This window comes from Providencia rettgeri (assembly GCF_013702265.1).
Taxonomy (GTDB): domain Bacteria; phylum Pseudomonadota; class Gammaproteobacteria; order Enterobacterales; family Enterobacteriaceae; genus Providencia; species Providencia zhijiangensis.
The window spans coordinates 958,264-985,084 of record NZ_CP059348.1; the positions used below are offsets into that span (position 1 = coordinate 958,264).

Sequence of the window (26,821 nt, forward strand, 5' to 3'; positions counted from 1 at the left end):
ATGGAATAATTGCGAAGCGCTTCGCAACTAAAATTGTAATCTCTGTAATAGAAGGCCACCCATTGGGTGGCCTTTCGCATTGTATAAACCGAAGAAAAGTTTTTGGAAAAGTTCTCTGGCATTGTGATGTCTCAACACACATAGGAGAACAATGATGAAATGGAATAAAAGCATTAAACAAGGATTAGGGACAGTGTTAATGGTGGCAATGTTATGCCCTTTATCTGTATTTGCAGCAATCAAGAAAGCAGAAACTGAAAAACCGGTAGCAGCGATAGTACAGCCTCAAAATAGTGATGAAGTAAAAAACGTGGCGAGTTTAGTATCCCCAGACCAAGTGAACATTAATCAAGCCACTGCAGAAGAATTAGCGAGGAAACTCAATGGAATTGGTAAGCAGAAAGCTCAGGCTATAGTGGAATACCGAGAAAAATACGGCGCTTTTAATACGGTTGAAAATATCCTTGAAGTGCAGGGAATTGGACCTGCATTTTTAGAGAAAAATCGTAATAAACTTGTTCTATAAGCAAAATAGCCCACTTTCAACGTGGGCTATTTTTTAGGAAATAGAAAGTCGTGTTATGAGATTAAAAATAAATTATGGGTAATCTTTATACTATTAAATTTAATTTAAAGCGCGAATATGAGAGCTAAGTCTGATTAGTGATATTTTTTCAGCAGCCCTTTCAAATATTTGTTACTTTTATGTTATCAAATAATTCAACTGGTCGGAGTAGTTATGGCAATACACATAAAAGTGCTCGGTTATCACATTGATGTCTTTCAGCATGTCAATAATGCTCGGTACTTAGAGTTCTATGAAGCGGATAGATGGGATTGGATGGGCAAAGCTAATCTTATTGAATGGGCTATCCAGCATAGAATAGTTATGGCGGCCGTGAATATTAATGTTAACTATTTCCAAGCCGTTGGGTTGGGCGATGAGCTAACCGTCATTTCACGAATGGATAAAATCGGAGTGAAGAGTGCTGTTTGTTACCAACAAATTATTCGCCATCGTAATGGGGTTGATGAAGTGGTATCCGATGCGTACGTCACGTTTGTCTTCATTGATGGTAAAGTTAATAAAGCCATGGTGATCGAGGATGAACTCCGAGAAAAAATTGAGTCACTGAAAAATAAAACAGATGCTTTTATCGAAGTATAGGCAAATTAGCAGTATAGCCAACCAGGAAACACGAACCATGGTTGGCCTTTAGAATTACTTCGTTGCGTTGAGTTGCTTGAGTAATGAATCCATAACGGCTTGTTTATTATTAAGATAATAATTCAAGCCTTTGCTGCGTAAATGGCAGGCTGCACATTCGGAACAGCCATCACCAGGAATACCATTGTAGCAAGTGAGAGTTTGAGTGCGGATAGTCTCCAGATGACCATAATAGTCAGCAAGAGCCCAAGTTTGCGCTTTGTCTAACCACATAAGTGGTGTTTCGAAACGAATGTCTTTTGCTAGGCCTAGACTAACGGCATGATTGAGCGCTTTGACAAACTCGTCACGGCAGTCGGGATAACCTGAAAAGTCAGTTTCACAGACACCAGTGATCACTGCTTCCGCTTTAACCTGGTAGGCATAGATAGCGGCGAGTGTTAGGAATAGAATGTTACGTCCGGGTACAAATGTGCTTGGTAACCCGCTGGCTTCACTCTCTTCATAGTCAGGAACCGGAATATTATCACGGGTTAAGCTACTAACCGCTAGCTCATTAAGCAGAGTGACATCGAGAACTTTATGCGCTTTTGCGCCTAATTGTAGGCTGAGCTTTTGTGCAATATCGATTTCTAAGCGGTGGCGTTGACCATAATCAAAGGTGACACAATGAACCTCATCATAATATTTGAGTGCTTGAATTAGGCAGGTTGTTGAGTCTTGCCCTCCGCTGAAGACAACAACAGCACGTTTCATGAGTCTCTCCTAAGATTAAATAATGAGGATATTAATTTAGCCCTATGTTAACGAGCCAAGAGGAGAATGAACAGTCTGTTTTTGTACCATCAACCTCTAACTTAAGCAATTTATGCTATGTTTCGGTTATTTATGCAAAGTTATTCTACAATACTAGCAATTCGTAACAGCTTTATTATTTAATCATGATAAAATTTTGCTGATAATAAGATTCGCTCAGGGGCTAAACATGCTGGATAAAATAGATAAAAAACTACTTTGCTTATTACAAAATGACAGCAGCCTATCATTAAACTCATTAGCCGAAGCCGTCAACTTAACCTCGACACCGTGCTGGAAGCGACTTAAGCGGTTAGAAGACGAAGGATATATTCGAGGACGTGTCACGCTATTAGACGGTGAAAAGCTGGGGTTGGGGCTGACGGTGATTGTCATGATTAAAACCCAACAACATAATAGCGAATGGTATGCGCAATTTGTTTCATTTGTAGAAAAATTACCAGAAGTTTTAGTGTTTTATCGCATGGCCGGTGAGTATGACTATCTGATGCAAGTCGAAGTTCATGATATGAAATCCTATGATCTATTTTATAAGAAACTGGTCAATGGCGTTCATGGATTAATTGATGTAACTTCCAGTTTTGCAATGGAAAAAATAAAATACACAACCGTGTTGCCAATCCCTGACTAATCAGCAAGTCACACATTAGCGGAAGAGCACAAAGTCCCTAATAATAAAGCAAGCAGTCACTAACATCATTCAAGGCAGTAATACGTGCGATTATTTTCACAATTACGTTGGTATTTTATAAGCGAATGGCGTCGCTATGTTGGCGCGATTTGTTTTCTTGTGGTCATTGCTATTCTACAAATGATCCCACCGCGCTTTGTTGGTGTGATAGTGGATGGTATTAGCAAAGGGTCGATGACGAATCAACAGCTTTTGACATACGTATTATCCATGCTCGGAATTGCTTTAACCGTTTATGGGTTGCGTTACGTTTGGCGTTTATGGCTATTTGGCGCTTCCTACAAATTGGCTGTCCGATTAAGACAGCAAATTTATCAGCAGCTTAGCTTACAAAATCAGCCATTTTATTTGAAATATCGCACGGGAGATCTTATCGCGCGTACCACGAATGATGTAGATCGCGTGGTATTTGCTGCAGGTGAAGGCGTTTTAACTCTCGTTGACTCCTTGGTGATGGGATGTGCGGTCCTTATCATGATGAGCATAGAAATAAGTTGGCAGCTCACACTCCTTGCATTGATTCCGATGCCCATTATGGCGCTGGTCATTAAGCGTTATGGGGACCAGCTTCATCACCGTTTTAAACATGCACAAGGTGCTTTTTCATCGTTAAATAACCATGCACAAGAGAGCTTAACCAGTATCCGAATGATCAAAGCATTCGGTCTTGAAAACCATCAATCCAATCAATTTGAGCAAGTTGCCACTGAAGCTGGGCGAAGAAATATGCATGTTGCGAAGATTGATGCTCGTTTCGACCCAACCATTTTTATGGCGATTGGAATGGCAAACTTATTAGCCATCGCGGGTGGAAGCTGGATGGTGTTGAATGACACATTAACCCTCGGTGATCTTACCAGCTTTGTGATGTATTTAGGGCTGATGATCTGGCCGATGCTTGCTCTTGCATGGATGTTTAACATTGTTGAACGAGGAAGTGCAGCGTATAGCCGGATTTTAAGCTTATTAGACGAGCCATTAGTGATTAAAGATGGTAGTCAAAGCTTGCTTGCAGAAAAAGGCGAGTTAAACGTCAATATCAGAACATTTTCGTATCCTGAAACCCAGCGCCATGCTTTGCATGATATCCAGTTCAACGTAAAACCAGGGGGATTCCTTGGATTATGTGGGCCAACGGGGTCGGGAAAATCGACATTACTTACTGTATTACAACGTCATTTTGATGTGAATGACGGTGAGATTATTTATCAGAATAAATTACTGACAGATATTCGGCTCGATGAGTGGCGGGCAAGGTTATCAATAGTGAATCAATCTCCATTCCTATTTTCTGATTCGGTCGCAAACAACATCGCTCTTGGGCAGCCTAATGCAACAATGGAGCAAATAGAAGAAGCGGCTCGAGTGGCTTGTGTGCATGAAGATATTTTACGTCTACCAGAAGGGTATCAAACCCAGGTGGGAGAGCGTGGCGTTATGCTTTCAGGGGGGCAAAAACAGCGGATTTCCATAGCCCGTGCAATTTTACAAAATGCAGAAATTCTTATTTTAGATGATGCGCTATCTGCGGTTGACGGGCAGACAGAGCACACCATTTTGCAGAATTTGAGTCGTTGGAGGCAGGGGAGAACGTTGATCATTAGCGCACATCGACTATCGGCTTTGGTGGATGCTGATAATATTCTTGTACTATGCCATGGTGGCATAGTTGCCAAAGGTACTCATAAAGTACTTTCCCAGCAATCTGGTTGGTACAGCGATATGTATCATTATCAGCAAATCGAAGCTGCTTTGGACGGTGATCTATGAGCCAGAGAAAGCCGCTTTGGCCAGCATTAAAACGCTTATTATCTTACGGTAAACCTTACCGCGGTACCATGGGGGTAGCGATTGCCATGCTATGGTTGGCTGCTGCCGCAGAAGTTAGTGGGCCCTTACTGATTAGCTACTTTATTGACAATATGGTGGCGAAAAAACAGATCATTATGCCGCTAACGCTGTATATGGTGATTGGATTTATTGCGTTGCAAATCATTGCTGCACTTCTTCATTACCATCAAAAAATTCTGTTTAATCAAGCTTCAGTTGGCGTGGTGCAAAATCTACGGACCGATGTGATGAATGCGGCTCTGCGCCAGCCATTAAGTGCTTTTGATAAGCAACCCGTGGGGCAGATTATTTCTCGTGTCACCAACGATACTGAGGTGATCAAAGATCTGTTTGTTATGGTTGTACCAACGATCTTTCGCAGTTTGGCATTAATTTGTGCCATGCTAGTCGCCATGTTTTCTTTAGAGTGGCGAATGGCATCCATTGCGGTACTCATTTTCCCAGCGGTTCTGGTTGTAATGTTGGTTTATCAGCGACTTAGTACGCCAATTGTGCGCCGTGTTAGGGCATACCTTGCAGATATTAATAATGGTTTCAATGAAGTCATTAATGGTATGACGGTTATCCAGCAATTTTTACAGCAAGCCAGATTTGGCAAAAAAATGCTGGAAGCAAGTGAAGATCACTATCATTCCCGAATGAAAGCATTGAAATTAGATGGACTATTACTCAGACCACTGCTGAGTTTGTTCTCTGCCTGTGTGCTATGTGGGCTATTGTTACTATTTGGATTTGACGGTACTAGCACTGTGGGTGTCGGGGTTTTGTATGTTTTCATTAATTATTTAGGTCGTTTAAACGAACCATTAATTGAGCTGACATCTCAGCAATCCATGTTGCAACAAGCGGTTGTATCCGGTGAACGTGTTTTTGAATTGATGGATAGCCCACAGCAAGGTTATGGCGAAAATATTGCGCCATTACAGGGCGGGGCAATTGAGATAAAACACCTCTCTTTTGCTTATCGGGATGATAAAAAAGTCCTTGATGATATTAATTTATCCGTCCCAGAACACCATTTTGTGGCACTCGTTGGGCACACGGGAAGTGGAAAAAGTACCATTGCAAACTTAATCATGGGGTATTACCCATGGCAGGAAGGGGAGATTTTACTGGATGGACGAGATTTAAATTCACTTTCCCATCAAGTATTACGAAATGGTATTGCTATGGTGCAGCAGGACCCAGTAGTACTCGCGGCTTCATTTTTTGATAACGTGGCTCTAGGGCGCGATGTTTCCCAAGAAAAAGTGTGGGAAGTCCTTGAAACTGTACAATTAGCTCAGCATGTCCGTGAATTGCCTGATGGATTAGATTCGTTGTTAGGTGAGCAAGGAAACACTTTATCCGTTGGGCAACGACAGTTATTAGCGATGGCACGAGTACTCGTCGTAACACCGAAAATTCTGATATTGGATGAAGCGACCGCGAATATAGACTCTGGTACTGAGCAGGCAATTCAAAAGGCGTTACGTGTTATTCGTCGAAACACTACGCTGGTGGTGATAGCTCATCGCTTATCGACGATTGTGGATGCTGACCAAGTTGTTGTTCTTCATCGAGGAATGATCGTTGAGCAAGGAAATCATGCTGAGCTTCTCCTGCAGGAAGGCCGCTATTACCAAATGTATCAATTACAACAAGTGGGCGAGTCGCTGAACTCTCGTGATGAAGCGGCTGCGGAAGCATTATTAGTTTAGTTAGTACTCACTGACTGGTTTGTATGGAATTGATAAGGTTACCAAATAAGAAAAGCCTCACAATTAGGAGTTCCTATCTAGTTGAGGCTTTTCTTGTTTTAAAGTAAGTAATGACTTACTTTTTTCGGGCTGATATAAATCGGGAAATTATCGAGGTTTTCTCTTACGAATGACCCCTTCTTGTACCGTAGTTGCCACTAAATCCCCTTGTTGATTATAAATTTGCCCTTTAACAAAGCCACGCCCACCAGAAGCAGAAGGGCTCTCAATAGCATACAGTAACCATTCATCAATACGATAAGGGCGATGGAACCACATTGAGTGGTCAATCGTAGCCACTTGTAAATCGCGTTCCATAAAGCCGCGGCCATGAGGCTGTAATGCAGCGGGAAGGAAATTGTAATCCGATGCGTAGCCTAGCAAGTAGTCATGTAACTCTGGTGTATTGGGAAGCTCTCCTTTCGCTTTAAACCAAATATAGCGAAATGGTTCTTGAGGTGCGCTATCAAACGGGCTATAGAATTGAATCGGGCGAAACTCGAAAGGATTAGGGCGCAGTGCATATTTTTTGACAGCATCGGGAAGCTGGTCTGCGAAGCGTTGAATGATTTCATCCTGTGAAATCAATTGCTCTGGCGCGGGGACATCGGGCATTAAATTTTGATGGTTAAACCCGTATTCTTGTTCTTGAAATGAGGCGGTCATAAAGAAGATCGGTTTACCATTTTGAATGGCGCTAATACGACGTGTACTAAAGCTGCCACCATCACGCAAAATTTCTACATCGTAAACAATCGGTTTTTGGCTGTCTCCTGGGCGCAGAAAATAGCTATGAAATGAGGTTATGATGCGACCTTCGGGTGTGGTTTGTTTCGCTGCATACATGGCTTGTCCAACAACTTGTCCACCAAAAACTTGCGGCAAACCAAGATCTTCACTTTGCCCCCGAAAAATACCTTCTTCAATTTTTTCGAGTTTAATTAGGCTAATTAAGTTTTGTAATTCTGTGCTCATAGTTACCTTGAAGATGGTTAAAAAATATCAGATGCAGCTATTTTCCCATTAATCTACAGAAATAGGTAGGCAGTTTGTGTACGGATTAATTGACAATCGTTTTTGGTTACAATTTGAAATATAATTTCATTATTTAATTTGTATTAGATATAATTTTCTAAGTTTAGATAAACTCTAATATATCAAGAATAATCATATTGAAATGTCTAGTTAAATCAAAATATTACAGGTAATTATAATGACATTCTATCGCTACGTGATTAGTTCGTTGATACTTATTTTCTTAGTAGGTTGCGAAGGGAACAACGCCAATCCCCCTGAAAAAAGGGTGAAAGGGAAAAGTAATCGCGAAAATCAGCAGGTAGACATTGGTACGATCAGCGGAAATATCCTTATTGCTAAAAATAAAGGATTATCTGAAAACGTGGATATTACGGTTACCATGGTAGATAACTCATTTGTTGAGTTACCAGCGCTGATATTATCTCAAAAGCACTATACTAACTTGAACAATCAAGTGACGCTTCCGTATCAGCTGACATACCACAAAAATGAAATAAGAAACCAAGCTAAAATCACGGTTAGTGCGACGTTACACGTTGATGGAAAATTAGTCTATATTACAGAATCGTCGACCGAAGTGATCAACAATGGCATGGTTGAAAATATTGATTTACTACTGGTTCCTGCTAACTAGTGGTTGCTTCTTATTAGTAAGTATTAATTCCTGCCAATATTTATTGTTCATACCAAACTGTATTAAATAGCCATTCAGATTTTTGTGTAATAAAACAGCACTTGACCGCCACTTTCTTGCTATTTAACTATCTATCAAGCATAATGCCCGTGCTTTGAAAGAAGCAATCAATGGGGGCTCTGTTGGTTCTCCCGCAACGCTAACTTGTTAACTAGGTCAGGTCCGGAAGGAAGCAGCCATAGCAGGGGTCGTGTGTGCCGGGATGTCGCTGGCAGGGCTCCCACCCAATATTAAATCCTCTCTTCATATTCTCGTTTTCATCAATCACATTTTCAGTAACAACAGCTATTGTCTTTTGGCTATGCTTTCTTGTTATTATCACGCTTGGTTTAATATATTTTAATAATAAGAAATTGATTACTATTCTTAATTGATATTTACAATGGTTAAATTGATATCGAAATAGCTATTATCGCATGAAATGTTAAATTAATTGGGATTAGGGAAAGGCAAAAATAAAAGGATATAAAGAGGCTGTCAGTATTCGGTGAATACTAACTAAGATAAATAAGGAATTTTCATTGAGCCGATAAAGTATTACCGGCTATAACCATTCACTATCTATGCGCGTAAATAAGTATTTATCTAACAAACTTCCAAACAGATGCTGGGATTTTATCGTAAAGTTTATTCATGGTGAGTTCGGCAAGACGATGATCTGCTGCAGAGTAAAATAACTCTAATTCATCATCAGATAACTCATACTTATTTTTCTCAATGACGCGCTCAAGTGTTTCAATAGTGGTGCATTTTCTTAAACGCATCAGATAATCGGATTTGGTCATAACGCCCTTTCTTTATGTGTCGATAACCTAAAATATACTATGGGATAGTGAAATTAAAGGTAAATGGTGATTCTATGTCTTACTTGTCAGGCATTTTAGATCATCATCGAGCACGGCGACAAGATTTTGATTCATACTTTCCCAGTCAATGATTTCGCTGAAAGTAATTACTGGGCTGCCAAATAAATTATATGTCTCGTCAAGATACTCTTCAACAAGAGAAATAACGAGATTTTCTTTTGGATACTTGATTTTGAATCGCCAGACAAAAGCTGCAATATGCTCAACGAGCTCATTGAGACTGATGCTTTGTGGCGAACTAAGATCATTTACCCAATGGGTGTTTGTTTTTTGTAAACTTGATATTGCGTCTCTATTCAAACTGTTACACAGATATTTTAATTCGGCTATATCATGTTTCTTGGGTGAGTATTCATCCATAATCACCTCCATGGGCGAATCTGACTTTTACTTTGCGTATTTTTGTATCAAAAATAATGTCATATCAACTAAATATAAGCATCTGTTTTCAATATAAGCAAACATAGTTAGTATATTGATAAATATAAGATTATCACTAATTGAGAGAGTTTTTAGATTGTCACTAATATAAAAGTAATATTCAAATATAAACTGATTGCTCAGATTGCTTTCGCCACATCAATAATAATAGCACTTTTATTTCATAAGTCACCACCCAATAATGACTTTTTTATGGAGGGAGCCGTAAGAGGACTAGGAAAAATCGGGCTAATTATTTTTCTATCACACTCTAATGAAGAATGTAAATGATATTGTGCGGTTTAGACAATTAAGTGTATTTAGACGATATGTTACAACTAAAATTGTGATCGAGATTGATATCGAGATTAAACCTAATTAAATAGTTTATTTCTAATCATTGAAATTTATTTAATATAAAATCCCCTAAGGTTTAACCTTTATGGGGATTTTTGAAATATTTAATTTAAAGATATAAATTCAATGTAACACCTGGCTTTAAATCTGCCATTTTAACACCTGAGTTCCAATTCATCAGGTCGTTAAGTTTAATTCCATGACGTTTAGCAATGCTGTAATAAGTATCGCCTTTTCTGACTTTGTAGGTTCCACCTTTACGGTTATTGCTGGTCGGTGTCGTACCTGAAATTTTTAATGTTTGTCCTGGAACGATGTTAGCTTTAGCTGTTTTTAACCCATTTAACTGTTGGATGTTCTTTGCAGTTGTATTGAATTTCTTAGCAATACTTGCGATAGATTCGCCTTTGCGAACTTTATAACTAAAGGTTTTAGCTTGCTTTGAGCTCGCTTTTGCTGTCTGGATGTTACTGGCTGCGGCTTGCGCATAACGATTTTGTGCTACCGCGTTGCGAATATCATTTAATACGTCTTGATCCGTCAGTGAAACTTTTAGCTGCTCAGCTTTTGCGGTTGGCAACATAATATAATGCGGGCCATTTGGTGACGTAACGCCTCGGGTATAACCCGAATTATAGGTTTTAATGGATTCTTCCGTTAAACCTGTTAATTCAGCAGCTTGAGTCAATGTGATTTGTTGTCCCACATCAACTTGCGTTAACCCTCTATTCTTATTGCTTTTTGGTAATCTGACTTGATAGCGTTCTGGTTGTCTTAGCACTTGGCTAAGCGCAAGGATCTTCGGAACATATTGTTTGGTTTCTTTAGGTAATTGAAGAGACCAAAAATCTGTTGGTAAGCCAGCAGCTTCATTCTTTTTAATCGCGTTTTGTACGCAACCTTCACCGCAGTTATAAGCAGCAAGTGTGAGCTCCCAATCGTGACCAAACATAATGTTCAGATTTTCAAGGAGATCTAACGCTGCTTTTGTGGATGTCACAACATCGCGTCGCTCATCAACCCACTGCGTCTGTTTTAACCCATATGAACGTGCCGTGATGGGAACGATTTGCCAAAGACCCGCCGCTTGTGCAGGGGAAGTGGCTTTAGGGTTATATGAACTTTCAATGACAGGAATTAAGGCTAATTCCATTGGTAAGTTGCGATCATTGATTTCATCTACAATTAAGTACATGTAAGGCTCTGCTCTTACTGCCACATCATAGATAAAACTTTGTTTATTGGAGTAACTATTGGCCATTTCCCGAATTGTTGCGTTTTCGGGGATATCCATCTTCAGTTCACCACTAATATAACCCCAAAGGTCATGATCGACTTTGGAAACCTGTCTACTTGCTGCTTGGTTATGGGATGCAACAGTGTCAATTGAGTGGTTGGCTGAAGATTTTGGTTGCTTAACGGTGACTTTGGAAGTGCCTTGACAGCCCGCAAGCAAAACAATGGCGATGAGGGTCGCGATTATCTTCATTAGCTCTGTTTTTCTTTGTTTTTAATGTTTAAAAGTTGACCAGATAATACTGGCTTTAGCTGTTATTGACAATAATTATACATCAATATTCATCTTTTAATTGGCGTAATAATGTAAAAACTGCTCGTAATGATGGATTTGTCATATTAATGTTCAGTTTTTGTTGCAATTCAGGGTTTTCGCACTGTAAAAAAATGTTGATATTTTTCTCAGTTTTCAATGTGCTAGGTACTGTTGCTTGCTGATTATTGCGCAAAGTTCTTACTTTTTCGGAATAATTCGTAATTGTCTCATTTTCAGGCCAAATATGATGAGCGAATTGTAAATTAGACTGCGTATATTCATGCGCACAGCAGATGAGAGTATCATCAGGAAGTGCTGCAATTTTTTGAATCGATTGATACATTTGAGCGGGAGTACCCTCAAAGATCCGCCCACAACCGGCTGAAAATAATGTATCGCCACAAAATAGGTAAGGAGCTTGGTAAAAACCAATATGTCCAAGCGTGTGACCTGGGAGACCGATGACTTGAAAATTGAAGTCACCAATGGTGACGGAATCTCCATCGCACACCAACTCTGTAGCCCCTTTAACTAAGGTTTCTTGGGGGCCAAATACAGGGATTTTTGGATATTGGGCAATAATTTCTTTCACACCCTGTGTATGGTCGTTATGATGATGGGTGAGTAAAATTGCAACAGGGGTCAATTGGTTAGCCGTTAATATTGAGAGAACCGGCTCTGACTCAGCAGGGTCAACGATGATACACTGCTGGTTGTTTGCTAGTAGCCAAATGTAATTATCATTTAACGCTGGTACTCGAATTAACTCCATAATCAACCTCGATCCGATTTTTAAGGGGAATGTTATGAAACCTGCGCGTATTGAAGAAAAGATTCAAATGCCCGCCAGTTGGTCTGATATTCCTTTTGGTGAACACTATCGCCAAGCCTTGGAAGCCCAGTTAGCGCCTTGGTGGCAAAAAATGTTTGGTTTTCACCTGCTTAAATTAGGTCATTTGAGTACAGAAATCCACACTAAAGAGTGCATGATCCCTCATCAATTCACGCTAGGTGAAGATCCTCACGTATTTGATGTCGCAGCAAATCCCGAAGCTCTGCCTTTTGCGGATAAGACTATTGATGCCTGTTTAATGCCCCATTTACTTGCCTATAGTCATGATCCGCATTGGATCTTGCGGGAAGTTGATCGGGTATTGATCGATGATGGTTGGCTGATTTTATCGGGGTTTAACCCATTTAGCCTAGCAGGAATGGCTAAATTAGTGCCTATTTTGCGTAAGCAGCAGCCTTACTGTAGCCGTTTTTTCCCTTCTCTCCGGGTATTTGATTGGCTAGGGTTGCTCAATTATGAGGTGCTATATCACCGAAACTGCCAAGTGCTTCCTTGGGTTTCATCGGAAAAACGGGTCAATAAACGTTGTGGTGGAATTGGCGTGATCAGCGTGATTGTTGCAAGAAAACGGACATATCCATTAACGCCAACGCCCTTGAAATTTAAGCAGCCTAAGGTGAAAATTTCAACAGCGTTGGGTGCAACGAAAGAAATCAGTAAATCGAAGCAACTTCGTTAAGTCTGAACCTGACTATTCTTGATTAGGCTGGTAGCCTGTATCTTCTTTTGTTGGCGCATTGGCCGCGGCGCGAGCTAATTCATCACACTTTTCATTCTCCGCATGCCCCGCATGACCTTTTACCCAGCGCCAATCGATAGTATGGCGCGTAATTGCTTGGTCGAGACGCTTCCAAAGATCCACATTGACCACTGGCGATTTATCCGCTTTTTTCCATTGGCGACGCTTCCAGTTATGGATCCATTGAGTGATCCCTTGACGTACATATTGGCTATCGGTGGTCAGGATAATATCGCAAGGTCGGGTAAGTGACTCTAAAGCAACGATTGCCGCGAGTAATTCCATGCGATTATTGGTGGTGAGGAAAAAACCATCACTGAGTGTTTTCTCATGTTGCTGATAACGAAGTACGATACCGTATCCGCCGGGTCCTGGGTTACCTAAACAAGACCCATCAGTGAAAATTTCTACCTGCTTTGTCATTTCTGTTACACTCTTCCTTATTCATCAACTTCTAGTTTGACACAAAAAAACATTATGAGCACGGCGATAACCCGACAAATTGTCCTCGATACTGAAACCACAGGTATGAACAAGCTTGGTGTTCATTATGAAGGGCACAATATCATTGAAATTGGTGCTGTAGAGGTGATTAATCGCCGCTTAACAGGACGCAATTTCCATGTGTACATCAAACCAGACCGTCTCGTTGACCCAGAAGCTTTTGAAGTCCACGGAATCAGTGATGAATTTTTGCAAGACAAACCGGTATTTGCCGATATAGCCGATGAATTTATCGAATTTATTCGCGGTGCAGAACTCGTCATTCACAATGCGCCCTTCGATATCGGTTTTATGGACTACGAGTTTCGTAAGCTCAACAGAGGCATTCCTCCAACCTCCGAATTCTGCACCATTACCGATAGCTTAGTATTAGCTCGCAAGATTTTCCCCGGTAAACGTAATAACTTAGACGCCTTATGTGATAGATATCTTATCGATAACTCCAAGCGAACATTGCACGGCGCTTTACTCGATGCTGAGATCCTCTCTGACGTCTACTTAGCGATGACAGGGGGGCAGACCTCTCTTGCATTTTCAATGGAGTCTGAATCCAGCAATACAGAGCAAGCCAATGAAATTCAACGTATTGAGCGTCCAGTCAGTGGATTAAAAATTATTTATGCTTCTGATGAAGAAATTGCAGAGCATGAAGCCCGCTTAGATATCGTGGATAAAAAAGGGGGAAAACCCTGTTTATGGCGGCAAACTGAGCAAGATGACGAAACTCTTCATTAAGGTCGACAGTTTTGTGATCTGATAAGGCTAAAAACTGCTCAACCGTACGATTTTTCAAGAAAAAGAGTTGACTGTCATATCAAGTATTCGTAATATGCTTGGCGTTCCCAGTAGGGAACTTCGGAGCGGTAGTTCAGTTGGTTAGAATACCTGCCTGTCACGCAGGGGGTCGCGGGTTCGAGTCCCGTCCGTTCCGCCATATTGCAACGCCATGCTATTGATTAGCATGGCGTTTTTGTTTTTGAGGTTATTATGGTATGCCATCCAGTATGCCATTTTATTTTGGTTCTCCTTCAATTGCATTAGTGAGTATTGGACGCAATACAGGTATATAGTGAACTCTAATTAAGATGGACAATAATGAAGGTGAGGTTACCCACCTTCAATTATTATTTTATCATGAGAGCTAATTCTTAGTCATGCACTCAAATATCCCCAATGTGTTTATATTCGTGGTACTAACCCATCCGAGTTTAGCTGATTCAGGTAAATCATCAAAAAGTGTTATGGCATGGTAGAGTTGTACCCATTGTTCATCAGCTGTTCGTTTAGCGACCCAGAATTGTTCTTTTCCTGATGTGGGCTGATAGTTGATAGACTTGGAAGCCCTATCGGGTTGATCATAAATCTGAAGCGTATTGGCAGCAGATGAGTTGAGTTGGACACAATCTCGATAAGTTGGTTTAGTTTGTTTGCCGAAATAAATCCCCAATGTGACGATTGCGATAATTCCCACAAAAGGAAGGCTGTTTAATGTGCGATTTTTCATTGAAAGATAACCTCCACATGGTCAATGTGTTTTCCTTGACTGTAAGCATCCAGCCACACTTTTTTGTTAATACGGGATAAGCGGTAATAGATATCGAGAGGGCCGTCTTCACAATCGCCAGTCGAGGTACTAAATAGTTGGTTGGTTTGACTATCAATCACTTCGGCAATTACGAAGGCACATTTAGCGCCCAGATTCACTGTGCTCGTGACGACATAACGTCCCTCGAGGTAATCGTCAACACGACAATCTTTATCGGCAATCGCTTGGTTATTACACATTGGTGTAAAACCACTTTTATCGATGGCGGTATCAAATACATTCGTGTTAAAGGCGCTCGCGGTAAAATTGAGGCAAAACACCATGAAAATGAAGATGTATTTAGTCATGACTTATCCTCATTGTTGAACCGTCTTTCTGATGGTTGTTTTTCTGATAGGTGAGTCGACCTAATGTGATTGCAATAGCCAGTTCGATAAAAAATAGCAGGAATAATCCGAACATATTTAATCGGTTAGGCAATAGAACGTTAAGGAGTACCAGTAGCGCTAAGATAACAAGGGAAATGATTGTTGACAGGGTTATCCTGAGTTTCCGAGAACGCGTTGCTGTGTATTGTTGTAGGAAGCCATGCCCCCAATACCCCACATAACCTGCGATGGTACCCGCTAGAATCACCATGATATTGAGATTGATTTGGTTGCCAATGCCTATCGCTAAGACATTCATAATGACAAGGTATAGCGCTAAGAATGTCATTAAACGGAAAATAGGATGCGGGTATTGAAATGGATGGGATACATTTTTAACGGTATGGATATAGACAATAACGCCAGCGCTCAGTCCGATAAGGCAGGCGAAAAGGAGGAAAATAAAAAAGTATTCATAAAGTATAAAAATTAAAGCATGGTCAAAAACCATAAAAGGAATAATCCCGATGAGCAATAAGTAGATAACACATAAAGAGGCGATGAAAGCGAAGACGAATGCCAAAATTTTTCGCGTTAGCATTAAACGGAAAGGGATACCCTTAAACCCATAAATGACCCACAACAATATTTGAGAAATCAAGAGTGGAGCTAACATCGCGATAAGGTAATACAGTAGATACATTAAGGGCTTACCAATAAATAAGTCGACCTTATAGTGATTGGCGATGATGGCTGTAAAACCGAATACTAGCACTAGGCTAATGATGAAAAAAATTCGTTCAACACCTAAACGAATATGATTAATTGAATTCATTTGAACCTCTTTTTATTACAATTATTCTGTGGGAAAATTTAACCGCGGTTATTTTTTTGTTTAATCAATAAAATAGCCAACATCAAAAATGCATGTTGGCTAGGTAAGTTGAGGGTAATCTTTAAGGCTGAATGCCAGAGATTAGAATCGGTAAGTCAAACCAAGCATGATGTCATTGGCCTTCACTTTGATTTTTGAGGTGTTTTCCCCATCGCCTACCGCTGTCGTGATGTCGGCTTTTCCAGCATCTAAATAGCGATAACTTAGACCCATATCCCAATCGTCATTGATGGCATAGTTCACCCCCGCACCGACACTCCAGGCAAAGTTATTGGCGGTATGCGTATGAGTATCATGCAGAGAGAGTCCTGGAGTATAAGCATCAGCGCGGGTGGTTTTAAAATCTATGGCCGCATAGCCTAGCCCGACAGAGATATACGGCGTGAAATTTGAGCTATTTTTAATGTCGTAGTATCCATTGACCATTAACGTATTGAGTTTGATTTGGTTTTTAATATCACGAGTTTGATGTACGTCATTACGCACACGGTCGCGGATGTTGTAGGTTGAATTCGCTTTATCACGCGCCATAAATTCCAATTCAGCTCGAACAGGGATATCAAACTGACTGGAAAAGTCGTAACCCAACGCAAGTCCACCACCAAATACCCCCGTACGATGGCTATCTCCATTTTTTGTACCATTATCACCGGCATCAGCATAGCCGCTGTAGACAAATTGCTGGTCGGACATTTGCACAATGGATGCGCCCATTTTACCCGTGATATAAAGCCCCGTTTTACTGTCATCCGTGTTAGCGAATGCTGGTAATGAAATGCACCCCATTAGGGCGGGAACAATAAACGCTTTTTTCATGATTGATTTCCTTTTAATCAATATCACATTAAGTATGGTTGAATCGCGTTATATCAGTGGAAGGCATGAAAGATTTGACTCAATCACCTTAATATCACTGACATAAAGATAATTTAGCGTGAGATAGTTTAACTTAATCGATCTGTTTTACCTATCAATAATTGAAATACGATCGGCGATATCGATCATGTCTATCAATAAACGGTTATCGATCGGCGTAATCGATCAACTGTTGTTTCGGTGCTTAAATAAGAAAAAGAGTTGATGAGAAAGTGAGTCAAAATGGAAGGGAATAAAATGATGTTTAAAGAATGCTCTCCTTTCTTGAATAGGTTGGTATGCTCGATATTATCAAGTACCAAAATACGGGATAAGTCTTTATGTTAGCGCTAACGCTTTATAAGCAACGCCGTTTACTCATGTTATAGATATGAAAACCGAACTCCGTTAAGACCCAATGGTTTGATGTATGCCAGTGGATTAAGCCTTTTTTCTCCAGCGAGTTGAGTGTCCTTTTGTTGCAGAGTGAGCCATAATTGAGTTTCACATTACTCAAGGTTTTTAGTTGCCGTTCTGATAATTTCATCGCGTTCACCGTAAGATCCAATTATTTAACGTATACTGTGGCTATAGTTGTTCGCGTCCAGCAAAATGAGCATGCATTTGTTCTGTCAGTACCCACAACGCTTTATTAAGCTTAATATCCCCATCAATTCCATTCACTGAACGCGTGCGAGCGCGTTTACCTTTGGCATTCCTGCCTGATAATCCTCCCTTGATTAAATTTTCCTGTAATCGTTGGTACACTGTCCAAAGATCGTCTTTCTTATCCTCAAAACGGCGAGGTTGTAAGACTTGAGCTTCAGTTATTGGTTGATGTTCCTCACCAAAGCGATAGGTTAAAGCCGCATGCGCCAAGGCATGTTGTGCTGGTGGCGGTAATAGTAAGGACTGCATTTGCTCACGTTTTTCAGCGATAGCATCAAACGTATCTAACACTTCGTAAGCCCCTTCAATCACTTTATCGACGACATTACCTTTATGGGGAACTCTGACCTCCCCAAAGGTATCGCCACAAACCAGCCCATTTTGACAAACATAGCGAAAAAAGCCCGGTAACATTTGATAACTACTGGAGCCATCATGGCTATTAAGTAAGATGATTTCAGGCACTTGGCTACCCGTAATTTGGTCATGACGTCGGAGCCGTAACATATGCTTAGTATGATCACGACGGCTGTCATCTCGCACACGAGTTTGGCATGCAAAGAATGGATAAAAGCCTTCTTTTTGCAGGCTATCCAATAAGGTAATCGTAGGAATATAAGTATACTTTTCGCTACGAGATTCATGCTTTTCTTCAGAGAACACACTGGGTACTGTGCGAAATAACTCTTCGAGAGTTAACGGGCGGTCACGGCGAATGCTATTCGCCGCACCAAAGCGAGAAGCTAAACGAGACATAGGGGGCCTCCTCAGTGATAACACTGATAAATTAAAATAAGATAAAGGAAATAAGTGAGGTGATAAGCTGGTGGACGCTGTATTAAAGCGTTATCAATAACTTAGTCAATTAGGTGAAAGATTTGTGCTTGCTCGGGATGTTGCATCGCATAGTCACGAAGTTGGTAAAAATACTCTACCAGCACAGAACTCTCGGTTTTAAACGACCAGATGCTATACACCATTAGACAGACTGCGATACCGGCTGCTTCAGGGCTTAACTCAGCCTCGTTACCATTATGCGGGTTAAACATTTGCAGGGAGGTTTCGAGCATATCAGGCCAGATAAATGCGCCGCCATTAGACAGCATACTGAACTCCCAGAAAGCACCTTGATAGACCTCACACATCTTATCCATCATGTTAAAGATATCGCCTTCAATACGTTGCCAGTCTGGCACAGTACCAAAGTAAAAACGCCAGAAGGTACTACGACCACGGGAATTGACGAGGTTGGTTTTGATAACAGTTGATTCTTGCTCTTGTAAAGTAAACATAATAGAACTCCAATTCAGTCGATATTGATAGACAGTAATAAACAAAAAAGCCCTACACCTTGCGGTGCAGAGCTTTCTAGAAATGATAGGTATATTGAGTATCATTTTTAGTGACTCATTCTGATGATTGATTCACTAAAATAATATAGATATAAAAATAAATGTAAGTTAATTAATGGGTTAGTCTGATGATGCTTTTATAATGAATCAGATAATACGAAGGCGTAAATAAGGACTTGGTTAATCGATTAGATGGAAAATGGCGGAACGTTCTGGGTGTTGCGCCGCATAATCACGCAATTGATAAAAGCGATCGATGAGGATGTCACTTTCCGTTTGAAATGACCATAAACTGTACATCATCAAACACACAGCAATCCCTGCCGCTTCACAGCTAACGTTCGCCTCATTGCCGTTATGAGGATTGAATAGCGTCAGTGTCTCTTGAGGTAAATCGGGATAAATAAAGGCGCCACCATTGGATAAGGTACAATATTCCCAATACCCGCCGTGGTAGTCCTCACAAAACTGTCCCATAGTGGTAAAGATGACCACTTCAAAAGTGCTCCAGCCTTTCACACTCCCGAAGTGGTTGAGCCAAAAATCCAGGCGTTGTTCATTGGGGACGAGTGTCATTGCAATAGCGGATTCAGTTGTATTATTCATCAGTTGATACTCCAAGAAAAAGAAATAAAAAAGCGTCAATCCCGTTAAGGACTGGCGCTTGATGTCATCAATGTTGTATTAATGTAAGAAGCTAAAAGAATATGCTCCACAGGGATTTAGCAACGGATACGATGCTATTTTTGACTGTATTCATCGTTCCTTTTATTAATGCAGGCAGGGGAAGGATATCTATCAGAGTATTGACGATATCACTGACACATTGCCCAAAATCGTTACGTGCGGTGTTCTCCACCGATTGCGTCCGGTAAGCGCTGCTCAGTTGCCTAGCTACTCCGCTACTGGCTTGCGCCGGTAACGCCTGTATGAGTTGCTCTGCTAATTCAGTGAGTTGATAGTTTTCGACCGCAGAAACTGTTATCACAGGATGATGTGGCTTAAAGGCGGTTATGACGGCTTGTTGCTTTAATTTTAAGTTATAGGTCTGCTCTGAGGATGGTTGATGCTTGTATTCATCCCACTGGCGACAAGGCTCTATTTTATCGGCTTGGTTCAAGACAAATAGAAATTGATTAGGTTGGTAACCGCATTTCTGCGTGAGAAAGCGATAGCACTGTTCATCAGAAGACCATGCTCGGTCATCGGCCTTGAGTACCCAAATGATTAAATCGAATTCTGGTAATAAGTTGCGATAGAGCTGGTGGTACTCTTTATCCCGCTCAAGGCTTTCCCCCACGCCGGGTAAATCTACAAAAGTGAGAGTATGGTTGTTCATCGTCATGCTGAAGCGTTGGGCTTGGCGTGTGCAGCCTGAAACATCACTCACAGGCGATAAGGGCGATTGGAATAATGCGTTGATAAGACTGGATTTTCCCGTTCCCGTTTTACCCATCAAACCGATGATGGGAGAGTAGTTGATGAGCTGACTGAGTTGGTTGAAAAAAGAGGTTTGGAATGAAGTCGGTAGAGTCGATAGGAGGGTTTTAAAGTGAGCGTTCTGATGCATATTATACCTTGAAATAAAAGAAAATGATAGTTATTCAAGGAGATAATATATATCTGAGATTTTTTGTAATACTGAGTTGCCCTTATTAAATATATCATGAGTCGCTTACACTAGATTATCTATATGTTCTTTCTATCAGGGGTCTCTTTAGCTACCTAATTCTTTATCAAATGGAATAATCAATACTCCTGCTTGCTCAATGAAGATAGTCAGCGATTGGGGGTTATACGCTTTACTAAGGTTACTCAACAGATTGAATATATGACTAAATTGTGGGGGTGACTTGAATATAGTAAATAAGATTGATGATGAATAAATTTTTTCATTGATGCTTGTGAAATAAAAATTGGTAACCTGCTACAGCTGCTACAGCTGCTACAGCTGCTACATGTAGCAGCTGTAGCATATACTTAGAGCCTACCGTCCAGCTGTTTACATGCAAGCAAACCGTTTTGCCAAAAGCGTTCAAAGACACCGGTATCACGCCATTCAAGGAAGCGACGATGTGTAGAACTCGAAGAACATATCCCGTGGCATTCAGGGCGTTCCACTGGTAGCCAGTTCTGAGTACAAAGAATATGGCATTCATGGCAGTTCGGTTATCAACTCGTTTACGGTGAGTGCCGAGCGGATGATTAGTTTTGTGCTCAGGAATAAGCAGTGCTATTTTTTCAGAGTTCATCGCTGATCCGTAATCTGCTACCTGTCATATTTTCACCTTCAGAAATTGCTCGTTACGACATTCTGACAATCCCTTCTGTGGTAGGTTTTTAGTCTTCCTTACAAAATAATTTATGATAGGATAATGCTTAATAAAATTAATTAGGTTGGAGCCTATTCCGTGTTTTATATCCATCAGTCCAGCTTCAACCCGTAGAGATGATTGAGTCATTGTGGATGAATAACTGCGTTGAGCGGATCAGTTTAATGTGATGATGCGATGCCAGTCATGACTTGATAAACTGAGTATTAAGCCATTGGTTGAATGGGATAAACAAGACGCATGATAAATGATGGTCTGAAACAAACCAGAGGTTCTGGTATTGTTGGGAGTACTAACTTATTGAACAAACTCATTTAATCGATCCTTATTCACTCAAATATAACTCCGCCATTCCATCTAAACGGCTTTTCACTTCTTTCCAATTCGGCATAACACTGGTTAGCAAACGCCAGAAACGCTCGCTGTGGTTGTGCTCGGCAATATGGCATAGCTCATGCAAAATTACGTAGTCGATACACTCTTTGGGTGCTTTGACCAAATGTGGATTCAGCATGAGATTACCCTTCGTTGAGCAGCTTCCCCATTGTTTGGTCATCGGCAGAACCCGAAAACTCGGAATTCCTTTCACCCAAGTGGTTTGTGGCAACAATGCGGCTAAGCGTTCGTGGAAAATATGCTCGGCACGCACGCTATACCAGCCTGAAACCAAAGCTTTGATCAGAGCTTGCTTATCTTCGTTAAAGCGGTTTAGCGTCACTAGCAGTTTGCCTCGTTCCATTTTGACGTTAGAAATAGCATCTCGGTCTTCAACCACTTTGAGAACGTAACGTCTACCAAGGTAGAACTGCATTTCACCGCTGACGTATTCTTTGGCCTGCACATATTGCAAGTGACCACGAAACTCCTTCAAAGCAGCATAAATCCATTTCGCTCGCTTCATGACAGCGTCATGGATATCACTACGTTCGGCATCATCAGGAGCATTCACCACAACTTCGCAATTAGGATGTACCTTTATCGCTATCTTGCGCTTCTTACCTTCTGGATGAGGCTTACGCACCACTTCATAAGTCACAGCTTCATCACCATAGATGAAGCTGTACTCTTCTAGCTTGCCTTCTTTAGAACTTACCGATGTCATTAATGATGACCTGCCACGCCTAAGCGAGTGATTTGAATGATATCGGCAAGAATAAGCTTGGCAGCATCTAAACCTAGCCCAGCGTCACGAACTAACAGCGGCAGTAGTTTTAGCCTGATTTGGTTTTCAATTTCAGACGGATTAATTGAGAATTCCGCTACCGCTGATTTGACACACTCATCAATATTAACGGCGTAGTCGAAGCATTCCTGTTCTGATAACGGATTGATTGGAAGGTGTTTTAGAAACAAACCATAATAAGCCTGAACATTGCGTTTAATCTTGGGATCAAGCTCGGCGAAACGGTCAGTTGGGATACCTTCAACTTTGCGCTCTTTCACTTGCTCTTCAAAATCAGCAAATAGCAGATATTGTTTTACAGGTGCATCAAACATTTCTTTGGCTTGTTCAATTGCCTTTTTCAGCAGATCAGAGAAATACTCTTGTGCGTAAGGGTCATCTGCTAAATCTTGCTCAATCATTTTGGTTACACGACCAGTGATAACATCTTTTTTGTTGCGGGCCTCGTCGTCACTCATCTCTTCAGGTTTGGCGGCTTTACCCATATTACCGACCAGATAAGCACCGTCTGGCTCTTTGATTTCAACGCCACCAATATGTTTATCTAGCAGCGCCCGAATCTCTTCGGCATACTGATCGTAATCTACGGTTTCTTCAGCATCTTCACGTACTTGCTTACGCAGTTCAGACATCGATTTTAGCGTCTTTTTATACAAATCACGCTTATCGTCGAAGCTCTTATCATCAAAATAGGTTGCTGATTGGAGAGCCACTTTTAAACAGTTTGCGAACAGCGTCAGTGCTGAATAGAAATCTTCGCGTTTTTTCAGATTGGTATCGGTCAGTTGACCATCAATGGTTTCAATCTTAGGTGTTAGAGCTTGGCGTAGCGCCTGACCATCTTGCTTGTTTTTCACATCAGCAAAAATAGCCCATAGGTCGTTATACAAACTCGGCAGCTTTTTATATTCGGTATCCATACGGCTATATAAGCCTTTGAGATCCTCAATGTCGAATCCACCTTGAGTGCGCTCAGCCAGTTCTTGGTAATCAGCAATAGTGGAATCTAGCTCTTTTAGTATGCCGCGATAATCGATCAGATAACCGAATTGTTTTTTCTGGTGCAGACGGTTTACGCGAGCAATCGCTTGAATGAGGTTATGCTGCTTCAGTGGTTTATCGATATAAAGTACGGTGTTTTTGGGTTCGTCAAAACCCGTCAGCAGTTTATCCACCACAATCATAATGTCGGGGCCATCATCACGACCAAAGGCTTCGATGATCTGTTTGGTGTAGGCTTTTTCGTCCATGCTACCAACGTTCTCTTTCCACCAATTCTGTACCAAGTCTTTGCTTTCGCCATCAACAGTATCGTGGCCTTCACGGGTATCAGGTGGCGACATCGCTACCACCGAGGTGACTTTACCAATCTTATCCAATAGTTTTTTGTATTGAATGGCTGATGCTTTTGAGTCACATGCCAGTTGGCCTTTTAAGCCTTGGCTTTTGAAGTTTTGGAAATGGTCGGAAATGTCATAAGCGATTAACTCCAAACGTCCTTCGGTTTGGTAGATCTGGCCTTTCTGGGAGAATTTTTTCTTCAGGTCGGTGCGCTGTTTTTCCGATAGCTTATCCGTTGCACGGTCAAACCAGGCATCAATCGCACGGTCATTGGTACTGAGTTCAGGAATACGCTCTTCATATAACAATGGCGTGACAGTTTTGTCTTCCACCGCTTGCTGCATAGTGTAGGAGTGGATGATTTTTCCGAATTTGTTTTCGGTCTTATCATCTTTCAGCAGTGGCGTCCCCGTAAAACCAATGTAAGCAGCTTTGGGTAAAGCTTGCTGCATAAAGATATTGTTGGAACCGTTTTGGCTACGGTGGCCTTCATCGACCAACACAATAATATCGGGGCTGTCGTTGTAGCACTCTGGCAAAGTGACTGCCGTACCGAATTTATTGATGATAGAGAAAATAATTCGCTCATTGCCTTTACCAATTTGCTCGGCAAGGCGTTTGCCCGTCGTCGCCATTGCCTCTTTTTTGTCTTTATCCGATAACGCGCCGCCCGACGCGAACGTGCGAGCTAATTGGTCTTCCAAGTCAACACGGTCGGTCACGACGACTACGCGGCACTTTTTCAGTTCATCGAGCCAGATTAACGCTTTCGATAGAAATACCATGGTGAACGATTTACCTGAGCCTGTTGTATGCCAAATCACACCGCCATTGCGAGCACCTTTTTCGTCGAAAGAGGTAACACGTTCAATCAACGCTTTAATACCAAATACCTGCTGATAACGGGCAACGATTTTGCCTGCTTTTTTATCGAATAAGGTAAACAGGCGCGTCATTTCTAACAGGCGATCATGGCGCAGCAGAGACACCAATAAGCGATCTTGGTCGGTGACAACGAGTTCACCGCCAGCAATCAGTGACAGATATTCGTCGCGCACTTTGGGTGGACGATGGTTAAACAGCAGGTCGAGTTTATCTTGCGCTAATGGGGTGTTTTTCAGGCGAAGATAGGTCGCTTCGGTGATCTCTTCTTCTTTCCATTTTGCCCAAAACTTCTCGGGTGTGCCGCAAGTACCGTACAAACCATCGTTACCATTTATTGAAAGCAGCAATTGGCTGTAGGCAAACAGATGAGGAATTTCGTCGTTTTTCTGATTACGGATATTTTGCGAAATCCCTTCGGAAATCGTCGGTTTGCCTTCATGAGAAGAGTCTGGGCGTTTCGCTTCAATCACTACCCAAGGCAGGCCGTTAACAAAACACACCACATCGGGAATGCGTTTACCTGTGCCGTGGGCATTTTCAATTTCCATCTCTTCGGTGAAGTGGAATTGGTTATTCTCTGGTGTTTCCCAATCGATGATTTGAATGGTTGGATTGGTCTTTTTGCCATCGATAAACTCAGTCACACTGATGCCATAGGTTAGGGCATTGTAGAGCTTTTCATTCGCTGCTTTTAAACCAGCATTCATCGCTGGGGTCGCCAGCTCTTGAATGATTTTATCGATAGCCGAATCTGAAAGCGGATAGGCTTTACCCATAAAGGTATGGGTTTTGTGTTTCAGCACACTGCGCAGCACATTGGGTAGAATCACTGATGATAAGCGGCCACGCATCGCCAAGCATTTAGCAGGCGGAATAAATTGGTAGCCAAGGTTGGTGAGCAGCGTTAGTGCGGGTATTTTGGCACTGTGCTCTTCGCGAAAATTAGGCAAAGGTGAACTCATGACTCATCTCCCCAATACTCACGTTCAAACGTATCCAGTTCTTGAAGGCGTTCACCAATAAATTGAATAATGTCATCTTCAGGCATGGTGGCAAGTTTGATTCTATACCCGCGATAAGTACCATTCCCTTCAATCCAACGTTCAACATTACAAGCAGTGAGAATCAACGAGTCTGCTTTACTTTCATCAGAATCTCCCTCTAGGTGGGCGTAAACATTAATTGAAGATTCACCTTTTTCACCAGAAAGAAATAGCACAACATCCGAATTGGTATCTTTCCAGCTCGCTAAAGCAAATCGCAAAGCAGGATATCCGCTCCAATGATGTAACCGAATCGCAATCTCTTTTCCTAGTTTGGACTGAAGTGCCGTTTTCAGCCTTTGATGATAGTCGTTTATCGCTTGCTGTTTAGTTTCCTGAAGCTCTTTAATAGTAGAGAGGTTATCTAAGACAAAATCGAGGATTTGTTGATTAACCGATGGCTGAGACATAAGGCTCTCCAAATGTAAGATGAATTCACGCAGCAATAGCGTCCATTTATGGATAGGTTGGGAAAGAAACTGTTCCGCTAGCTGAGCTTTTAAAGCAGAAATTAACGAGGGATAGCTGATGCCATGCCAGCCACTTGGTAACGCTTCACCTGTTGGAGAAAGCACTACAAAAATAACCTGTTTACCTGCAAAGCGGGTTTGATTTTGCTCTTCTCGAACAAAACGCTCATAGTCATCAAACGGATTATTTTGCTGATGGTAGATTTTATTCTTTAACACCATCACCCAATCAGCACTTTCTAGCAGTAAATCAATACGTTTGCCTGCTTGAGTTTTGACTTCTCGCTCGGGCACTTCGGTTAATGCGCAATCTAGAGAACGATAGTCTTCAGGTAAACAAGTCAGTAGTGCCCTTAGTGCAGTATCACCGAGTTGATGTTGACCGTTGCTGTCACAAAAGAATGCCAAAATATCGGTAGTGGGATTCTCGTAATACCCCTTACTCCCAATACTAAAAATGGTGGGCTCTGCAACTTCAACTGGCTCTAGTTTTTTAAAATCAGCCAAGAGTTGCTGCATTCGTTCCAATGCGTTTGTATCCATGCCTAGCCTTTATTTATTATTTGACCGCCCGTTATTCGGGCGGTATTTGC

At 41.4% G+C, this 26,821-nt stretch carries 26 protein-coding genes, 1 tRNA gene, 1 other RNA gene and 1 pseudogene; 10 read left to right on the top strand and 19 right to left on the bottom strand.

Going from position 1 to position 26,821, the window contains the following annotated elements; translation table 11 throughout:
• The first annotated feature begins 154 nt into the window (after window positions 1-154).
• Together H0913_RS04255 and H0913_RS04260 are read left to right on the top strand one after the other, a co-directional pair.
• Window positions 155-526 carry a ComEA family DNA-binding protein gene (locus H0913_RS04255; RefSeq protein WP_181478678.1) on the top strand — a complete coding sequence of 124 codons (372 nt, stop codon included), beginning with the start codon at window positions 155-157 and terminating at the stop codon, window positions 524-526.
• Between the two features lie 213 nt (window positions 527-739).
• The gene (locus H0913_RS04260) at window positions 740-1,168 is read left to right on the top strand and encodes an acyl-CoA thioesterase (RefSeq protein ID WP_036953922.1); all 429 of its coding nucleotides are present in this window, start codon (window positions 740-742) and stop codon (window positions 1,166-1,168) included.
• A 54-nt stretch (window positions 1,169-1,222) separates the two neighbouring features.
• Here H0913_RS04260 and queC read toward each other — a convergent pair whose 3' ends face one another.
• Window positions 1,223-1,924: a 7-cyano-7-deazaguanine synthase QueC gene (queC, locus tag H0913_RS04265; protein ID WP_154602727.1), complete on the bottom strand. Its 702-nt coding sequence runs from the start codon at window positions 1,922-1,924 to the stop codon at window positions 1,223-1,225.
• A 229-nt stretch (window positions 1,925-2,153) separates the two neighbouring features.
• Here queC and H0913_RS04270 point away from each other — a divergent pair, with 229 nt between their 5' ends.
• The 3 genes from H0913_RS04270 to H0913_RS04280 all read left to right on the top strand — a co-directional run bounded on the left by H0913_RS04270 (window position 2,154) and on the right by H0913_RS04280 (window position 6,226).
• Entirely contained in the window at window positions 2,154-2,615 is a 462-nt protein-coding gene (locus H0913_RS04270) for an Lrp/AsnC family transcriptional regulator (RefSeq protein WP_036953928.1), read from the top strand.
• Window positions 2,616-2,699: 84 nt separating this feature from the next.
• Window positions 2,700-4,445, top strand: a complete 1,746-nt coding sequence (locus H0913_RS04275; RefSeq protein WP_181478027.1) for a SmdA family multidrug ABC transporter permease/ATP-binding protein — start codon at window positions 2,700-2,702, stop codon at window positions 4,443-4,445.
• Window positions 4,442-6,226, top strand: coding sequence for a SmdB family multidrug efflux ABC transporter permease/ATP-binding protein (locus H0913_RS04280; RefSeq protein ID WP_154637984.1), 1,785 nt, complete (start codon window positions 4,442-4,444; stop codon window positions 6,224-6,226). The genes H0913_RS04275 and H0913_RS04280 overlap by 4 nt, the downstream gene beginning before the upstream one ends.
• Window positions 6,227-6,373: 147 nt before the next feature.
• Here the strand turns inward: H0913_RS04280 and tesB are convergent, their stop codons facing one another.
• Window positions 6,374-7,240, bottom strand: coding sequence for an acyl-CoA thioesterase II (gene tesB, locus H0913_RS04285; protein ID WP_154637985.1), 867 nt, complete (start codon window positions 7,238-7,240; stop codon window positions 6,374-6,376).
• Between the two features lie 238 nt (window positions 7,241-7,478).
• On the opposite strand from tesB, the gene H0913_RS04290 reads away from it, so the two are divergent.
• Both H0913_RS04290 and ffs read left to right on the top strand, forming a co-directional pair.
• On the top strand, window positions 7,479-7,937 hold the full coding sequence (locus H0913_RS04290) for a YbaY family lipoprotein (RefSeq protein WP_154637986.1): 459 nt from the start codon (window positions 7,479-7,481) through the stop codon (window positions 7,935-7,937).
• Window positions 7,938-8,117: 180 nt separating this feature from the next.
• Window positions 8,118-8,214, top strand: an RNA gene (gene ffs, locus H0913_RS04295) — signal recognition particle sRNA small type.
• A gap of 364 nt (window positions 8,215-8,578) precedes the next feature.
• On the opposite strand, the gene H0913_RS04300 is transcribed toward ffs, so the two are convergent.
• From H0913_RS04300 to gloB, 4 genes are all read right to left on the bottom strand, one after another.
• On the bottom strand, window positions 8,579-8,782 hold the full coding sequence (locus tag H0913_RS04300) for an HHA domain-containing protein (RefSeq protein WP_004905417.1): 204 nt from the start codon (window positions 8,780-8,782) through the stop codon (window positions 8,579-8,581).
• Between the two features lie 72 nt (window positions 8,783-8,854).
• Window positions 8,855-9,223 carry an Hha toxicity modulator TomB gene (tomB, locus tag H0913_RS04305; RefSeq protein WP_154602723.1) on the bottom strand — a complete coding sequence of 123 codons (369 nt, stop codon included), beginning with the start codon at window positions 9,221-9,223 and terminating at the stop codon, window positions 8,855-8,857.
• 526 nt (window positions 9,224-9,749) lie between these two features.
• Window positions 9,750-11,129, bottom strand: a complete 1,380-nt coding sequence (mltD, locus tag H0913_RS04310; RefSeq protein ID WP_154637987.1) for a murein transglycosylase D — start codon at window positions 11,127-11,129, stop codon at window positions 9,750-9,752.
• A gap of 82 nt (window positions 11,130-11,211) precedes the next feature.
• The gene (gene gloB / locus H0913_RS04315; RefSeq protein WP_154602721.1) at window positions 11,212-11,964 is read right to left on the bottom strand and encodes a hydroxyacylglutathione hydrolase; all 753 of its coding nucleotides are present in this window, start codon (window positions 11,962-11,964) and stop codon (window positions 11,212-11,214) included.
• A 34-nt stretch (window positions 11,965-11,998) separates the two neighbouring features.
• Between gloB and H0913_RS04320 the strand changes: the two genes are divergently transcribed.
• A complete protein-coding gene (locus H0913_RS04320; RefSeq protein ID WP_154602720.1) occupies window positions 11,999-12,724 on the top strand; it encodes a class I SAM-dependent methyltransferase in 726 nt (241 codons plus the stop codon).
• A gap of 12 nt (window positions 12,725-12,736) precedes the next feature.
• Here H0913_RS04320 and rnhA read toward each other — a convergent pair whose 3' ends face one another.
• Window positions 12,737-13,207, bottom strand: a complete 471-nt coding sequence (rnhA, locus tag H0913_RS04325) for a ribonuclease HI (RefSeq protein WP_181478028.1) — start codon at window positions 13,205-13,207, stop codon at window positions 12,737-12,739.
• Window positions 13,208-13,261: 54 nt separating this feature from the next.
• On the opposite strand from rnhA, the gene dnaQ reads away from it, so the two are divergent.
• Complete coding sequence (dnaQ, locus tag H0913_RS04330) at window positions 13,262-14,023, top strand: DNA polymerase III subunit epsilon (RefSeq protein WP_132496201.1); 762 nt, start codon at window positions 13,262-13,264, stop codon at window positions 14,021-14,023.
• A gap of 122 nt (window positions 14,024-14,145) precedes the next feature.
• A tRNA-Asp gene (locus H0913_RS04335) sits at window positions 14,146-14,222 on the top strand.
• 207 nt (window positions 14,223-14,429) lie between these two features.
• On the opposite strand, the gene H0913_RS04340 is transcribed toward H0913_RS04335, so the two are convergent.
• The 12 genes and pseudogenes from H0913_RS04340 to H0913_RS04395 form a co-directional block, all read right to left on the bottom strand.
• Window positions 14,430-14,792: a hypothetical protein gene (locus tag H0913_RS04340; RefSeq protein WP_181478029.1), complete on the bottom strand. Its 363-nt coding sequence runs from the start codon at window positions 14,790-14,792 to the stop codon at window positions 14,430-14,432.
• Complete coding sequence (locus H0913_RS04345) at window positions 14,789-15,181, bottom strand: hypothetical protein (protein WP_181478030.1); 393 nt, start codon at window positions 15,179-15,181, stop codon at window positions 14,789-14,791. The genes H0913_RS04340 and H0913_RS04345 overlap by 4 nt, the downstream gene beginning before the upstream one ends.
• Complete coding sequence (locus H0913_RS04350) at window positions 15,174-16,037, bottom strand: hypothetical protein (protein WP_181478031.1); 864 nt, start codon at window positions 16,035-16,037, stop codon at window positions 15,174-15,176. Before H0913_RS04350 ends, H0913_RS04345 begins: the two co-directional genes overlap by 8 nt.
• A 141-nt stretch (window positions 16,038-16,178) precedes the next feature.
• A complete protein-coding gene (locus H0913_RS04355; protein WP_181478032.1) occupies window positions 16,179-16,913 on the bottom strand; it encodes an outer membrane protein in 735 nt (244 codons plus the stop codon).
• Between the two features lie 627 nt (window positions 16,914-17,540).
• Window positions 17,541-18,377 carry a DUF932 domain-containing protein gene (locus tag H0913_RS04360; RefSeq protein ID WP_181478033.1) on the bottom strand — a complete coding sequence of 279 codons (837 nt, stop codon included), beginning with the start codon at window positions 18,375-18,377 and terminating at the stop codon, window positions 17,541-17,543.
• A 101-nt stretch (window positions 18,378-18,478) separates the two neighbouring features.
• Entirely contained in the window at window positions 18,479-18,913 is a 435-nt protein-coding gene (locus H0913_RS04365; RefSeq protein ID WP_181478034.1) for an antirestriction protein, read from the bottom strand.
• Window positions 18,914-19,153: 240 nt separating this feature from the next.
• Window positions 19,154-19,579 carry an antirestriction protein gene (locus H0913_RS04370; protein WP_181478035.1) on the bottom strand — a complete coding sequence of 142 codons (426 nt, stop codon included), beginning with the start codon at window positions 19,577-19,579 and terminating at the stop codon, window positions 19,154-19,156.
• Between the two features lie 91 nt (window positions 19,580-19,670).
• A complete protein-coding gene (locus tag H0913_RS04375) occupies window positions 19,671-20,543 on the bottom strand; it encodes a GTPase family protein (protein WP_181478036.1) in 873 nt (290 codons plus the stop codon).
• Window positions 20,544-20,965: 422 nt separating this feature from the next.
• Window positions 20,966-21,253, bottom strand: a pseudogene (locus H0913_RS04380) (transposase); the annotation flags it as partial.
• Between the two features lie 378 nt (window positions 21,254-21,631).
• Window positions 21,632-22,408 carry a M48 family metallopeptidase gene (locus H0913_RS04385; protein ID WP_181478037.1) on the bottom strand — a complete coding sequence of 259 codons (777 nt, stop codon included), beginning with the start codon at window positions 22,406-22,408 and terminating at the stop codon, window positions 21,632-21,634.
• A complete protein-coding gene (locus H0913_RS04390) occupies window positions 22,408-25,677 on the bottom strand; it encodes a type I restriction endonuclease subunit R (protein ID WP_181478038.1) in 3,270 nt (1,089 codons plus the stop codon). The genes H0913_RS04385 and H0913_RS04390 overlap by 1 nt, the downstream gene beginning before the upstream one ends.
• A complete protein-coding gene (locus H0913_RS04395; protein WP_181478039.1) occupies window positions 25,674-26,771 on the bottom strand; it encodes a PD-(D/E)XK nuclease family protein in 1,098 nt (365 codons plus the stop codon). The genes H0913_RS04390 and H0913_RS04395 overlap by 4 nt, the downstream gene beginning before the upstream one ends.
• Window positions 26,772-26,821 lie beyond the last annotated feature (50 nt).